Origin of the sequence: Pseudomonas sp. NFACC08-1 (assembly GCF_900106735.1) — a bacterium.
Classification (GTDB): Bacteria; Pseudomonadota; Gammaproteobacteria; order Pseudomonadales; family Pseudomonadaceae; genus Aquipseudomonas; species Aquipseudomonas fluorescens_Q.
The window spans coordinates 46413-59444 of sequence record NZ_FNNL01000013.1 but is presented as its reverse complement, the minus strand read 5'-3'; the positions used below and the strand labels follow the sequence as shown (position 1 = coordinate 59444).

The window sequence follows — 13032 nt, the reverse complement described above, 5'->3', positions numbered from 1 at the left end:
GATTTCTGGGACCGCTTCGCGCCCCAGCGGGAGCAAGCTCCCTCGCCACAGGGACACCGAACCCAGAGACACCGGGACATCTAACAACAAGAGGATTTTTTTCATGGCTAAAATCGGATTCATCGGCACCGGCATCATGGGCCACCCCATGGCCCTGAACCTGCAAAAGGCCGGGCACAACCTGTTCCTGTCCCAGCACCACGACGCGGCCCCGGCCGACCTGCTGGCCGGTGGCGCGGTGGCTTTGGCCAACCCGAAGGAAGTGGCCCAGGAAGCCGAGTTCATCATCGTCATGGTCCCGGACACCCCGCAGGTCGACGACGTGCTGTTCCGCACCGACGGCGTGGCGGCGGGCGTGGGCGCGGGCGCGGGCAAGGTGGTGATCGACATGAGCTCGATCTCCCCCACAGCCACCAAGGCCTTCGCGGCGAAGATCAATGAAAAAGGCGCGCAGTACCTCGATGCCCCGGTCTCCGGCGGTGAAGTCGGCGCCAAGGCCGCGACGCTGAGCATCATGGTCGGTGGCGACAGCAACGCCTTCGAGCGGGCCTTGCCGCTGTTCCAGGCCATGGGCAAGAACATCACCCTGGTGGGTGGCAACGGCGATGGCCAGACCGCCAAAGTGGCAAACCAGATCATCGTTGCCCTGAACATCCAGGCGGTGGCCGAAGCGTTGCTGTTCGCCTCGAAAAACGGTGCCGACCCGGCCAAGGTCCGTGAAGCACTGATGGGCGGTTTCGCTTCGTCGAAGATCCTCGAAGTGCACGGCGAACGCATGATCAAGGGCACCTTCGACCCGGGCTTTCGCATCAGCCTGCACCAGAAGGACCTGAACCTGGCCCTGCAAGGCGCCAGGGAACTGAACATCAACCTGCCCAACACCGCCAATGCCCAGCAAGTGTTCAGCACCTGCGCGGCCATCGGTGGCAGCAACTGGGATCACTCGGCGTTGATCAAGGGGTTGGAGCATATGGCCAATTTCTCCATTCGCGACAAATAAGCCCTGCATTCCCCTTGTGGGAGCGAGCTTGCTCGCTCCCACAGATAACCGAGTCGCTTCAGCCAATAATAAAAACCGGGAGCCCGCCATGTCGGTCGATCCGCAACAACTGCTGCGCGAGCTGTTTGCCACAGCCATCGACGCGGCCCATCCGCAACACGTCCTTGAACGCTACCTGCCCGGCGATCGCAGCGGCCGGGTGATCGTCATCGGTGCCGGCAAGGCCGCGGCGGCCATGGCGCAAGTGGTCGAGCGCTGCTGGCAAGGCGAAGTGTCTGGCCTGGTGGTGACCCGCTACGGCCATGGCGCGCCCTGTCAGAAAATCGAAGTAGTGGAAGCCGCCCACCCGGTGCCTGACGCCGCCGGCTTGGCCGTGGCCCAGCGGGTGCTGGAAATGGTCAGCAACCTCAGCGAAGACGACCGGGTAATCTTCCTGCTGTCCGGCGGCGGTTCTGCCCTGCTGGCCCTGCCCGCCGAAGGCATCACCCTGGCCGACAAGCAATCGATCAACAAAGCCCTGCTCAAATCCGGCGCGACCATCGGCGAGATGAATTGCGTGCGCAAGCACCTCTCGGCGATCAAGGGCGGGCGCCTGGGCAAGGCCTGCTGGCCGGCGACGGTGTACACCTACGCGATTTCCGACGTCCCCGGGGATCTTGCCACGGTCATCGCCTCCGGCCCCACCGTGGCAGACCCCAGCACCTCGGCCGAAGCCCTGGCGATTCTCCAACGCTACCAGATCGAGGTGCCGCCCTCGGTCCGCAACTGGTTGCACAACCCGGCATCGGAAACCGTCAAGCCCGGCGACCCGAGCCTGGCCCGCAGCCACTTCCAATTGATCGCCCGCCCCCAGCAATCCCTGGAAGCGGCAGCGGTAAAGGCGCGCCAGGCCGGCTTCAGCCCGTTGATCCTCGGCGACCTGGAAGGCGAATCCCGGGAGGTGGCGAAAGTCCACGCCGGCATTGCCCGGCAAATCGCCCTGCACGGCCAGCCGCTGGCAGCACCGTGTGTGATCCTCTCCGGTGGCGAAACCACCGTCACCGTGCGCGGCAATGGCCGGGGCGGGCGCAATGCAGAATTCCTGCTGAGCCTGACCGACAGCCTCAAGGGTCATCCTGGCATCTATGCGCTGGCCGGCGACACCGACGGCATCGACGGCTCCGAAGACAACGCCGGCGCCCTCATGACCCCGGACAGTTATCGCCGCGCCGCCGCGCTGGGCCTGTGCGCCAGCGACGAGTTGGACAACAACAATGGCTACGGCTACTTCGCCGCCCTGGATGCGCTGATCGTCACCGAACCAACCCGCACCAACGTCAACGACTTTCGCGCCATCCTGATCCTCGAGCCCCCCAAACATGACGCTTGATAAGGCCCGAAGCTGCGGGTCGGTCGATTCGCTGCGCATTGAGACGTTGATCTAATTTTCTGTGGCGAGGGAGCTTGCTCCCGCTGGGCTGCGCAGCGGCCCCTCTTTTTGACGGTCGCTACGCAGCCGAGCGGGAGCAAGCTCCCTCGCCACAGCGCTCTCTTATCTCCGATCCATCATGCCCAACCATTTCTCCAACACCCACTGCCCCGACTGGGCCACCGCCCTGCTCAACGGCTTCAGCCAAGTCTTCCTCCAGCGCCATCCGTTGTGCGGCCTGCTGTGCCTGCTGGCGATCCTGCTCACTGCGCCGGCCCTGTTCGGCGGCGCGTTACTGGGCGGGGTGGCCGGGTTGCTCACGGCCCAGCGACGCGGTTACGCCAAGGCCGACCGACAAGCCGGGCTGTTTAGCTACAACGGCATCCTGCTGGGCTTGCTGCTGAGCCTCGCGTTGCCCTGGTCCGTCCTGTTGCCGCCATTGATCATCGCCGCAGGCGGTCTCAGCGCGATGCTGACCCAGCAATGGCTCAAGCGCAGCCGAGGCCCTCGATGCCTGCCCGCCTACACTGCGCCTTTTGTAGGGTTGGCTTGGCTGCTGATGAGTTTCACCCTGCCGCCGCCCTCAACCAACTCGATTGAAATGACAGTACCTAACCTGCTGGCCGCGCATTTGAGCGGACTGGGCCAGGTCATGTTTCTCGGCCATCCAGCGGCCGGTGCGCTGATCGCCGCCGGTCTGCTGCTGGCCAACCGGCGCGCCGGCGCTTGGGCATTGGTCGGTTCCGCCGCCGGCCTGGCCTTCACCTTGTCGCAACATGAAAACGCAACCGCCCTTTGCGGGCTGGGTGGCTACAACCCGGTGTTGGTGGCGCTGGCCCTCAGCCAACAGCGCCGCCAAACCTGGCTGCCACTGGCGGGCATTCTCCTGGCGGTCATGCTTACCCCTGGTTTTATCGCCCTCGGCCTGCCTCCCCTGACGGCACCGTTCATCCTCGCGTGCTGGTTGATCCAGGCCACCGGCCGGGCGTGGCGCCAGGCCAGCCTCGACAGCACGCCTTGCGCTCTGCAGGGCAATCGCCCTAGGCTTCGCTGATTCCGGTTCAGGCGACGATTATGCAAAGCAGCAACAACTGGCGCGAACGCCTCTACGTGATCATTTTCCAGTCCGACACCGTCGCCGGTCGGCGCTTCGATAGCACCCTGCTGTTGATCATCCTGGCCAGCCTGGTGATCGTGATGCTCGACAGCATCGACAGCGTGCATAAAAACTACGCGGCCCTGCTGGCCGGTATCGAGTGGGGCTTCACCTTCGTCTTCATCGTCGAGTACGGCCTGCGCCTGTACTGCTCTCCCAAGCCGCTACGCTATGCCTTCAGTTTCTACGGGCTGGTGGACCTGCTGGCGATCGTGCCGGGGATCCTGGCGCTGTACTACAGCGATGCCCAATACCTGTTGATCATTCGGATCATCCGCATGCTGCGGATTTTCCGCGTGCTCAAGCTCAGTCCTTACCTCAAGCAAGCCAACTACCTGATGGCGGCGCTGCGCGGGAGCAAACAGAAAATCATCGTGTTCCTGGTCAGCGTCTCGACCCTGGTGACCGTCTTCGGCACGCTGATGTACGTCATCGAAGGCCCCGAGCATGGCTTTACCAGCATTCCCAAGGGCATCTATTGGGCGATCGTGACACTCACCACCGTGGGCTTCGGCGACATCGTGCCCAAGACGCCGCTGGGCCAGGTGGTGTCATCCCTGGTAATGATTACCGGCTATTCGATCATCGCTGTGCCGACGGGTATTTTCACGGCTGAACTGGCCACCGCCATGCGCGGGGACCAGCTCAAGCACGATTGCCCGGTGTGCAGCAAAAACAACCACGAACACGGTGCCGCTTTCTGCTCCCGTTGTGGCAATGCGCTGTTTAAGAAATTGGAATAAGCAAAGCACTTTTTGATGCTTGAAGGTCTATAGGCTTGCAGCTAGTGTGCTGGCTAATTGCCCGGAACCCCCGTTGATAAAAAGGAATTCGCAGTGAAGAACTTCTTTGGCGCCTCCCTTCTCGCCGCCGGCCTGACTTTTGGCAGCCTGGCCCATGCCGCCCCGACCCTGCTCAACGTTTCCTACGACGTGATGCGCGATTTCTACAAGGACTACAACACCGCTTTCCAGAAGCACTGGCAGGCCGAGCACAACGAAAACATCACCGTGCAGATGTCGTTCGGCGGCTCCAGCAAGCAGGCGCGCTCGGTGATCGACGGGCTGCCAGCGGATGTCATCACCATGAACATGGCCACCGACATCAATGCCCTGGCGGACAACGGCAAACTGGTGCCCGAGAACTGGGCCACCCGCCTGCCGAACAACAGCGCGCCATTCACCTCGGCCACGGTGTTCATCGTGCGCAAAGGCAACCCGAAAGCCTTGAAAGACTGGCCCGACCTGCTCAAGGACGGTGTGCAGGTGATCGTGCCCAACCCGAAAACCTCCGGCAACGGTCGCTACACCTACCTGTCGGCCTGGGGTTACGTGCTGAAAAATGGCGGTGACGAGAACAAGGCCAAGGCCTTCGTCGGCAAACTGTTCAAGCAGGCGCCGGTACTGGACACCGGCGGCCGCGCCGCGACGACCACTTTCATGACCAACCAGATCGGCGACGTGCTGGTGACCTTTGAAAACGAAGCGGAAATGATTGCCCGCGAATTCGGCCGCGACCAGTTCGAAGTGATCTACCCGAGCGTTTCCGCCGAGGCCGAGCCACCGGTCAGCGTGGTCGACAAGGTTGTCGAGAAAAAAGGCTCCCGCGAAGCCGCCGAGGCCTACCTCAAGTACCTGTGGTCGCCCGAAGGCCAGGAAATCGCCGCCGCCAACTATCTGCGCCCACGGGACCCGGCGGTACTGGCCAAATACACCGACCGCTTCCCGAAAGTGGACTTCCTGTCGGTGGAAAAAACCTTCGGCGACTGGCGCACGGTGCAGAAGACTCACTTCAATGACGGTGGGATTTTCGACCAGGTCTACAGCGGGCAATAAATCGCTGCCGATCCCCTGTGGCGAGGGAGCTTGCTCCCGCTGGGCAGCGCAGCCGCCCCAATAAAGCAGAATGCGGTCGGCCTGAAACACCTCGATGGCCGACCCAAGGGGCTGCTACGCAGCCCAGCGGGAGCAAGCTCCCTCGCCACAAAGGCCACCCTGCCTCCGCTCCAAACAAGGCGCTCGCTGCAACCATTAACGGCAAGCATGACCGCTATCAACCACAAAGCCTGTCGCAACATCCGGGAACACTTTAGCCTCACGCCATCCTTTCAATTGATCGACGAGATTGCCATGAGTGCTCATTCACCTACCTCGCCCGGCAGCCCCCTGACCCGCGGCATGGTCCTGCTCTTCGCCTTCTGCTGCGGCGCCATCGTCGCCAACATCTACTACGCCCAACCCATCATCGAACTGATCGCACCCGACGTCGGCTTGAGCAGCACCATGGCCAGCCTGATCGTCTCGCTGACCCAGATCGGTTATGCCTTGGGCCTGTTTTTCCTGGTGCCACTGGGGGACTTGCTGGAAAACCGTCGGCTGATGATCATCACTACCGTGGTGGCGATCGCCAGTTTGTTAGGGGCAGCGTTCACCGATCAACCGAACGTATTCCTGCTGGTTTCGCTGTTGGTGGGGTTCAGCTCGGTGTCGGTGCAAGTCCTGATTCCGCTGGCCGCACACCTGGCGCCGGAGCAGACCCGGGGTCGGGTCGTGGGTGGGATCATGGGTGGCCTGCTGCTGGGAATCCTGCTGGCGCGGCCGGTCTCCAGCATCGTGGCCGATCACTTCGGCTGGCGGGCCATGTTCATCATCGCCGCCGCGTTGATGGCCGCCATCAGCATCGTCCTGGCACTGACCGTGCCCAAGCGCCAGCCCGACCACAGCGCCTCTTATGGCCAACTGCTGGGTTCGCTCGGCACCCTGCTGCGCCAACAACCGCTGTTGCGGCAACGGGCGTTCTACCAGGCCTGCATGTTTGCCACGTTCAGTCTGTTCTGGACCGCCGTGCCGCTGGAACTGTCACGCAACCATGGCCTGTCCCAGACTGAAATCGCCTTGTTCGCCCTGGTCGGTGCCATTGGCGCCATTGCCGCGCCCATCGCCGGTCGCCTGGCGGATGCCGGCCATACCCGCATCGCCTCGCTGCTGGCGATGCTGTTCGCCAGCCTGAGTTTCCTGCCGACATTCATCCATCCGTTCTACAGCGTGATCGGCCTGGCGGTGACCGGCGTGGTCCTGGATTTCTGTGTGCAGATGAACCTGGTCCTGGGCCAGCGCACCATCTATGCCCTCGATGCCAAGAGTCGCAGCCGGCTGAATGCGCTGTACATGACCAGCATCTTCGTCGGTGGCGCCTTCGGCTCATCGATTGCCAGTGCGGTGTACGAACACGGCGGCTGGTTGTGGGTGGTGATCGTCGGCAGTGCCTTCCCCCTGTTGGCCTTGCTGCGCTTCTTGAGCACCTCGCGCAAGCGGTCCCTGGCTACGGCCTGAATACCCCACGCATAAAAAAGCCCGGTCGCCGTCAGCGCCCGGGCTTTTTGGTGGAGCGTGTCAAATCCGCACGTTGCCACGCGGCCCGGCAATCGCCCAGATGATCAGGCCCAGTACCGGCAACAGCAGGATCAGCAACACCCAGAGGATTTTCATCCCGGTTTCCGCGCCACTCTTGAGTACGTTGATAATCGCCCAGATATCGAGCGCCAGGATGATCAGGCCGACCAGGCCGTTGAAAGTGGAACCCATGGTGTCGCTCCCAAATGGTGATGTGCACACTTAGGATAGCGGGCCCCTGGCAAGGGTTCCGTTTTATTGCTTCAGACGTGGACCGCGACCTTGAGGGCTTCCAGGGAGGGCGCGGCGGCGATGCCGACTTCAGCACACAGTTCCAGCACACGCGGTACATCGTTGCCGTACACCAACACCATTTGCAATTCATCGTCGAGCAATTGGCTGAAGTTCATCAGCACGTAGCCGCCGTTTTCCTTGTTCAGGCTGCTCATCTGGATCTGGATGCGGTTGAGCGCGGTCAGGGCTTCGGTTTTCGCCAATTGCTTGGGCTTGAGGTTGAACGCCACGCCGGGGCCGAACGAGGCGACGATCTGTTCGAACAGGTCCACGTAGGTGTCGGCCTGGAACAGCACGGTGTCCGGCAGGCTGCCCACCACTACCCACTCACCCAACGGGATCGGGAACGTGTCGTCGTAGTTGATATCGGGATTGGCCCCCAGGAAAGCCGTCGGATCGGCGTAGGCCTGGGCCGCTTCGTCAGCGATTTTCGCAATGTCCGCCTCGCCGAGGCAGCCGGAGCTGATTTTGCTGATGAGTTCGACGAGTGCGGCTTTCATGGGGTGGATCCTGTGGCGAAGGGTGTCTTGAGGGCGGGCAGGATAGCGCATCACATCGGTCGAGTCAGGAACCTGTGGCCCCGGAGCTTTTGTGGCGAGGGGATTTATCCCCGCTGGGCTGCGAAGCAGCCCTAAAGACAGCTTGCCACACCGAGTTGTCAGGTTTTAGGGCCGCTTCGCGCCCCAGCGGGGATAAATCCCCTCGCCACAAGAGCAATGTCACTCCAGGATCACGGCCCCGGAGGAAGATCAGCCCAACATCTTTTCCAACTGCGCCGTGGTGTCCACCGCGCCCATGGTCCTGGCGGCATCCAGAGCCGAGACACCGTTGGCATCCTTGGCTTTCGGGTCGGCGCCTTTGCCGATCAGGTAGTCGACGATTTCCACGCGGTTGAACATCGCCGCCATCATCAGCGCAGTACGACCATCGAAGGAGGCACCTTCCACTTGCGCGCCGCCATCCACCAACGCCGAAACCACTGCCAGGTCGCCCTTGAACGCCGCACCGGCAATCGGGCTCTGGCCGTTGTCGTTGCGGATTTCCGGATCGGCCTTGTGCTCCAGCAACACTTTCACCGTTTCCACATGCCCGTGGTAAGCGGCCAGCATCAACAAGGTGTCGCCCTTGTGGTTACGCAGATTGGGCGGCAGGCCCTTGCTCAGCAACGCAGCCATCATGGCCGCATCGCCCTGGCGTGCGACGTTGAACACTTGCTCGGCAAACTCCGCAGCCTCTTCCGGGGTCATCTGGCGGCTTGTATCGGACATGGGAAACTCCACTCGGCTCTTCGCAAAGCGGCTAGTTTCCCGAGGGACCCGGGCGCTGTCATCCCTTTTTTCACTGTGCCTGTCATAGCCAGAATCAATAACGCAATTGTCCGCCCTGAATCCGAACTGCCAGCTGCCGATCCACCCGCACGTAAGTATCGGTGCCCGGCAGCCAGGCGTAGACCGGCTCATCCCCGGTAACGCATGGGTCGAATGCTTCGGCCTTGAGTCGAGTCTTCTGGTACTTGAAGGTGCCGGTGGTGTCCATTTTCACCTTGATACGCAGGAACAGCGGCACGGCATAGGCAGGTAGCTTGCCTTGCAAAAACTGCAACAACTCGCTGAAGTCCAGGGTCGCCAGGGATTCGGACGGGGTGATTGCCGCCATGCCGGCACGACCATTGGTGCCATTGATCTCCACGCCATAAGCCACCGCCTCGGCCACCTGCGGATGTTGCAGCAGCACATTTTCGACTTCTGTGGTGGAGACGTTTTCGCCTTTCCAGCGATAGGTGTCGCCGAGGCGATCAACGAACTGCCCATGCCCGAAACCAATGTTGCGCAGCAGGTCTCCGGTGTTGAAGTAACGGTCCCCCGGCACGAAGACATCCCGGCAGATGGTTTTTTCGGTCAAGGCTTGCTCGGTGTAGCCATCCAGTGGCGCCTTCTCGTCGATGCGCGCCAGCAACAGGCCCGGTTGGCCCTTGGGCACTTTTTGCATGCGACCTTGCAGGTTGCGCAACGGCAGGCCGCTGGCATGGTCGTACTGCACCAGCTCCCAGCCCATCAGGGAAAACCCGATGGTGTTGTCGAAATTCAGGATGTTGGTGAAACCGATATTGCCGTCGCTGGCGGCATACAGCTCACAGATATGGTCGATGCCAAACCGGGTCTTGAAGGTCGACCAGGCCCCGGGCCGCAGACCGTTGCCGATCATTTTCTTCACACCGTGGTGACGGTCATCGGCAGCGGCAGGCTGGTCGATCAGGTAGCGGCACAACTCACCGACATACCCCAGCGTGGTCGCCCGGTAGCGGCGCACGTCGCTCCAGAACTGACTGGCGCTGAACTTGCGCCGAATCGCGAACCCCGATGCCCCACAGATCGCCGCGCCCCAGCACACGCACAGGCCGGTGGCGTGGTACAGCGGCAATGTGCAATACACGACGTCGTCGGGCTGCATGTCCAAGGCGATCAGGCCGAAGCTGGTGGACGTGCGCATCCAGCGACCATGGCGAAACACCCCAGCCTTGGGCAGGCCGGTGGTACCCGAGGTGTAGAGATAAAAACACGGGTCGTTGCAGAAAACCTGTTGGCTGCATGCCGGGTTATCGCTTGGGTAATCCTCGCTGCCCGCCATCAGGTCGATGAAACCGGACGGTGCATGGGACGGGGTATCGGCGCAGTCCTGATCCGCCAGCCACCAGGTCCTGCTGCTCGACAGAGTGGTTCGCGCTCGTATGTCGTTGAAGGCCGCGCCCCGTTCATCCCCGACCACCACCGCGACCGGGTTGACCAAGGCCAGGCTATGCACCAGCGCATCGCCGGTTTGCGAGGTGTTGAGCATGGCACTGACCGCGCCAACCTTGGCCATCGCCAGCACGCTGATCAGCAGCTGCGGCCGGTTCTCGATGAATATCGCCACGCAATCGCCCTTGCCGATGCCTTGGGCCAGCAGGTAATGGGCGATGCGATTGGCCTGCGCGTTGACCTGTGCATAACTCAACACCGTCTCGCCATACAGCAGTGCCGGGCCCTGGGGATTGCGTTGCGTGGCCTGTTCGAAGCACCAGCCCAGGCCGCAAGGCTGGGTCGGGTCCTGGACGTTGGCCTGCTTCATGCCTTTGACGATCCGGGGGACGGCTTTGGCAATGGCAGGCAGCTTGCGCAGCATCATGCCCCAGGTAATCGCGTCGCTGGGTGTACGACTCATGGTGATCTTCCCCGTTCGACCTCGTGGTCTCGGTTCTTGTTATCGGGCAGCAGATGATTTGGCTCGAAAGTACGCCGGCGATTGCGGCGCTGTACATGCGGTTTTTGCAATGTTTTGTATCCGCTGCCCGAGACAGGCGAAGCGTGAGCGCCGCAAAACGATTTGGTTCCAAAAATCATTGCCCGACCACGCAAAATGCAGGATGCACGATGGCTATTCATGCAAGATGCACGAAATCAAAAATACAGTAAAAACATAACTACCTGTTTTTAAAGGACTTTATATAAAGCCAAATGCTGGCACAGACAGTGCAACTTCCCCTCCACGGTTTGCCATACCATGGAGCAGTCAACTATGAACATGATTCAAGAAAAGTTTGCGTCCCTGTTTTCCAACTACGAAGTGACCACCCAGCCCCGCCCCGATGGCGGCATTCTGCTGACCTTGCGTAATAGCGACGGCAAGCTGTTCAAACGCACGATTTCCTATGCTCAACTGCACGCTGGGGATCAGTTGTCCTGGGCGATCAGCGCGATTCGTCGTGACCTGGCTGAACAGGCTAGCGAGTTGCCACAGATCACCTTGTTGCAGAGCCAGCATCGGTTTGCTTTGCCGACTTACCATAGCGCTTGAGCCTGCTGGCAAAACGCGATGCTGCTTGCTTGAAAAAACGGCGCTTCTTTCAGAAATGGGAAGCGCCGTTTTTTTTGGGGCTTCTTTTGGGCGAGTCCGCTTTTGGTTCTGGTCTGTATATCCGTTTCTTCGGTAATGGCTGCTGACGGTTGCGCAGCAACGGATATACACACCCAAAAAACCTCACGGCACCACCCGCGCAGGTCAGTCTTCCAGGCGAGGAAACCGGCGAGCAATATCATCCCCTGTAACCTCAGCAACCAACCCCTGCAAATCACCAGACAAGCGAATCGTAACGAAATGCGGCCGCTCCCCCATGTCAAACCAATGCGGCATACCAGCCGGCACCGTTATCAAGTCGCTCCTTTCACACAGCACCGCATAGACATAATCCCCAACGTGCAGGTTAAACAAGCCACGACCAGCAACGAAAAATCGCACTTCATCCTGGCTATGGCGATACTCATCGAGCTCCCCAGCCTGTTCCGGCTGATCACTGCTGACACTGACAACATCGACCTCAACATAACCCCGCTCAGTCATCAACCCATCGATCTGAGCCTGGTAAGCCGCAATGATGTCCTCCTCACTGGCACCCGGCTGAATTTTCACCGCCGCTTCCCAATGGGCAAAGTGAATACCTTGTTCAGCCAGGGTCGCGGCAATGTCCTCGACGTGGGTCAACACTTTGTTCGGGATGTCAGGGCTCGAAACGTGATAGACGGACAGGCTGCTCATGACAAAGGCTCCAGCAAATTAACGGTTCGAAGGCTCATGGCCGGTCCTCTTGCATACGTGTGGCAATGATAACGGCTGCCGCGAAAGCCGCGAGGCTGGCGAGACTGAACGTCCAACTGGCACCCAAGGCGTTCCAGCTATAGCCGGAATACAATGCGCCCAGGGCCCCGCCCGTACCGGCCAACGCCGCATACAGCGCCTGCCCCTGGCCTTGCTGGCGAGGCCCGAAACTGCGTTGCACGAAATGGATGGCAGCGGCGTGAAAGCTGCCGAAGGTCGCCGCGTGCAGCACCTGGGCGAACAACAATACCCAGAGAAACTCGGCCAGCGAGCCCAGCAACAGCCAGCGCAACGCCGCCAGCAGGAAGCTCGCAAGCAGCACCCGGCGCACGGAAAACCGCGTCAGGATCCGGCTCATCAGCAGGAAGACCAGAACTTCCGCCACCACGCCGAGGGCCCAGAGCAGGCCGATCAACCCGCGACTGTAGCCCAGGTGTTCGAGGTGCAAGGTCAGGAAGGTGTAATACGGCCCGTGACTCACCTGCATCAGGCCCACACAGGTATAGAACGCCAACACGCCAGGGTTGCGCAGTTGCCGTAGGAACCCCTCCCCCGCGATGCGCGGCCCCTGCAATGGCTGGGCATTGGGCACCCAGAAGCTGGCGAGCACGATGCCGGCCATGATCAGCACCAGCGCCACCGGATAGATGTCCAGGCTCAGCCATTCGAACAAGCGGCCGAGCACGACCACGGTGATGATAAAACCGATGGAACCCCACAGGCGGATCTGGCTGTAGCGCGAGGCCTGCCCGCCCAGATGGGCCAGGGTAATGACTTCGAACTGCGGCAACACCGCGTGCCAGAAGAACGCATGCAGCGCCATGACCATCGCCAGCCAGGCGTAGCTTTTATCGATGAAGATCAGCGAGAAGGCCAGCAGCGTGCAGATCGCGCCAAAACGCACGATCGCCAGGCGCCGGCCGGTGTAATCCCCCAGCCAGCCCCAGATGTTCGGCGCCACACAGCGCATCAGCATGGGAATCGCCACCAGCTCGCCGATGCGCGCCGCATTGAACCCCAGGTGATCGAAATACAGCGCCAGGAACGGCGCCGTCGAACCGAGCAGCGCGAAATAGAACAGATAGAAACTGGAGAGCCGCCAGTACGGCAGTGCCGCCATGGTCGTCAGGCCACGGCGGTCGGCAGGCCA

General features: G+C 61.3%; 13 protein-coding genes. 7 read left to right on the top strand and 6 right to left on the bottom strand.

Going from position 1 to position 13032, the window contains the following annotated elements; translation table 11 throughout:
• Positions 1 to 103 precede the first annotated feature (103 nt).
• The 6 genes from BLU76_RS23375 (at position 104) to BLU76_RS23350 (ending at position 6896) form a co-directional block, all read left to right on the top strand.
• Positions 104 to 1000, top strand: a complete 897-nt coding sequence (locus BLU76_RS23375; RefSeq protein WP_092147794.1) for a 2-hydroxy-3-oxopropionate reductase — start codon at positions 104 to 106, stop codon at positions 998 to 1000.
• 88 nt (positions 1001 to 1088) lie between these two features.
• A complete protein-coding gene (locus tag BLU76_RS23370; RefSeq protein WP_092147791.1) occupies positions 1089 to 2369 on the top strand; it encodes a glycerate kinase type-2 family protein in 1281 nt (426 codons plus the stop codon).
• Positions 2370 to 2547: 178 nt separating this feature from the next.
• Entirely contained in the window at positions 2548 to 3462 is a 915-nt protein-coding gene (locus BLU76_RS23365; protein WP_092224674.1) for an urea transporter, read from the top strand.
• Positions 3463 to 3482: 20 nt separating this feature from the next.
• The gene (locus BLU76_RS23360; protein WP_063324829.1) at positions 3483 to 4307 is read left to right on the top strand and encodes an ion transporter; all 825 of its coding nucleotides are present in this window, start codon (positions 3483 to 3485) and stop codon (positions 4305 to 4307) included.
• Positions 4308 to 4400: 93 nt separating this feature from the next.
• Positions 4401 to 5399 carry a sulfate ABC transporter substrate-binding protein gene (locus BLU76_RS23355; RefSeq protein ID WP_092224672.1) on the top strand — a complete coding sequence of 333 codons (999 nt, stop codon included), beginning with the start codon at positions 4401 to 4403 and terminating at the stop codon, positions 5397 to 5399.
• 294 nt (positions 5400 to 5693) lie between these two features.
• Complete coding sequence (locus tag BLU76_RS23350) at positions 5694 to 6896, top strand: MFS transporter (RefSeq protein WP_063325244.1); 1203 nt, start codon at positions 5694 to 5696, stop codon at positions 6894 to 6896.
• Positions 6897 to 6956: 60 nt separating this feature from the next.
• Here the strand turns inward: BLU76_RS23350 and BLU76_RS23345 are convergent, their stop codons facing one another.
• The 4 genes from BLU76_RS23345 to BLU76_RS23330 all read right to left on the bottom strand — a co-directional run bounded on the left by BLU76_RS23345 (position 6957) and on the right by BLU76_RS23330 (position 10451).
• Positions 6957 to 7148: a PLDc N-terminal domain-containing protein gene (locus tag BLU76_RS23345; protein WP_003204476.1), complete on the bottom strand. Its 192-nt coding sequence runs from the start codon at positions 7146 to 7148 to the stop codon at positions 6957 to 6959.
• 71 nt (positions 7149 to 7219) lie between these two features.
• Positions 7220 to 7750, bottom strand: coding sequence for a hypothetical protein (locus BLU76_RS23340; RefSeq protein WP_063324827.1), 531 nt, complete (start codon positions 7748 to 7750; stop codon positions 7220 to 7222).
• A gap of 249 nt (positions 7751 to 7999) precedes the next feature.
• The gene (locus BLU76_RS23335; RefSeq protein ID WP_060741139.1) at positions 8000 to 8518 is read right to left on the bottom strand and encodes an ankyrin repeat domain-containing protein; all 519 of its coding nucleotides are present in this window, start codon (positions 8516 to 8518) and stop codon (positions 8000 to 8002) included.
• A gap of 94 nt (positions 8519 to 8612) precedes the next feature.
• Positions 8613 to 10451, bottom strand: coding sequence for a long-chain-acyl-CoA synthetase (locus BLU76_RS23330; RefSeq protein ID WP_092224670.1), 1839 nt, complete (start codon positions 10449 to 10451; stop codon positions 8613 to 8615).
• A 354-nt stretch (positions 10452 to 10805) separates the two neighbouring features.
• Here BLU76_RS23330 and BLU76_RS23325 point away from each other — a divergent pair, with 354 nt between their 5' ends.
• Entirely contained in the window at positions 10806 to 11084 is a 279-nt protein-coding gene (locus tag BLU76_RS23325; protein WP_003204481.1) for a DUF3509 domain-containing protein, read from the top strand.
• Positions 11085 to 11288: 204 nt separating this feature from the next.
• Here the strand turns inward: BLU76_RS23325 and BLU76_RS23320 are convergent, their stop codons facing one another.
• Both BLU76_RS23320 and BLU76_RS23315 read right to left on the bottom strand, forming a co-directional pair.
• The gene (locus tag BLU76_RS23320) at positions 11289 to 11822 is read right to left on the bottom strand and encodes an acireductone dioxygenase (RefSeq protein ID WP_092224668.1); all 534 of its coding nucleotides are present in this window, start codon (positions 11820 to 11822) and stop codon (positions 11289 to 11291) included.
• A 34-nt stretch (positions 11823 to 11856) separates the two neighbouring features.
• Complete coding sequence (locus BLU76_RS23315; protein ID WP_063324824.1) at positions 11857 to 13002, bottom strand: MFS transporter; 1146 nt, start codon at positions 13000 to 13002, stop codon at positions 11857 to 11859.
• Positions 13003 to 13032 lie beyond the last annotated feature (30 nt).

Bases quoted from the DNA above. Each gene is read 5' to 3' on its own strand.
- BLU76_RS23365 (WP_092224674.1), top strand. From the start codon at position 2,548: ATGCCCAACCATTTCTCCAACACCCACTGCCCCGACTGGGCCACCGCC.
- BLU76_RS23360 (WP_063324829.1), top strand. From the start codon at position 3,483: ATGCAAAGCAGCAACAACTGGCGCGAACGCCTCTACGTGATCATTTTC.
- BLU76_RS23345 (WP_003204476.1), bottom strand. From the start codon at position 7,148: ATGGGTTCCACTTTCAACGGCCTGGTCGGCCTGATCATCCTGGCGCTC.
- BLU76_RS23325 (WP_003204481.1), top strand. From the start codon at position 10,806: ATGAACATGATTCAAGAAAAGTTTGCGTCCCTGTTTTCCAACTACGAA.
- BLU76_RS23375 (WP_092147794.1), top strand. From the start codon at position 104: ATGGCTAAAATCGGATTCATCGGCACCGGCATCATGGGCCACCCCATG.
- BLU76_RS23350 (WP_063325244.1), top strand. From the start codon at position 5,694: ATGAGTGCTCATTCACCTACCTCGCCCGGCAGCCCCCTGACCCGCGGC.
- BLU76_RS23315 (WP_063324824.1), bottom strand. From the start codon at position 13,002: ATGGCGGCACTGCCGTACTGGCGGCTCTCCAGTTTCTATCTGTTCTAT.
- BLU76_RS23370 (WP_092147791.1), top strand. From the start codon at position 1,089: ATGTCGGTCGATCCGCAACAACTGCTGCGCGAGCTGTTTGCCACAGCC.
- BLU76_RS23320 (WP_092224668.1), bottom strand. From the start codon at position 11,822: ATGAGCAGCCTGTCCGTCTATCACGTTTCGAGCCCTGACATCCCGAAC.
- BLU76_RS23340 (WP_063324827.1), bottom strand. From the start codon at position 7,750: ATGAAAGCCGCACTCGTCGAACTCATCAGCAAAATCAGCTCCGGCTGC.
- BLU76_RS23330 (WP_092224670.1), bottom strand. From the start codon at position 10,451: ATGAGTCGTACACCCAGCGACGCGATTACCTGGGGCATGATGCTGCGC.
- BLU76_RS23335 (WP_060741139.1), bottom strand. From the start codon at position 8,518: ATGTCCGATACAAGCCGCCAGATGACCCCGGAAGAGGCTGCGGAGTTT.